This window comes from Bittarella massiliensis (ex Durand et al. 2017) (assembly GCF_017566145.1).
In the GTDB taxonomy this organism is placed as follows: domain Bacteria; phylum Bacillota; class Clostridia; order Oscillospirales; family Ruminococcaceae; genus Bittarella; species Bittarella massiliensis_A.
On the sequence record NZ_JABFCL010000422.1, the window covers coordinates 1 to 207 of the forward strand.

A 207-nucleotide genomic window follows, 5' to 3' on the forward strand; every position below is an offset into this window, starting at 1 on the left:
GCACCAAAGATTCCCTTGCCAGCCATACTTCCCATCTGGTTTACTACGGACGCAATTACTCCGGTTGCAAGTCCGAGTGCAAGCAGTCGGGAATAAGAAAGCACATCGCTTAACCACCCGGTGATGTTGTACAGATCATATGCACCAAGCGCAATCCGAAGCCCCGGATTTTTGCTGCTTCTTCCTGACATCAGAAGAATTCCGACT

The 207-nt window shown here is 49.8% G+C and carries 1 pseudogene; it reads right to left on the bottom strand.

Features of this window, described 5'->3' with window-relative positions:
• Positions 1-207, bottom strand: a pseudogene (locus HJY11_RS14910) (V-type ATP synthase subunit I); the annotation flags it as partial.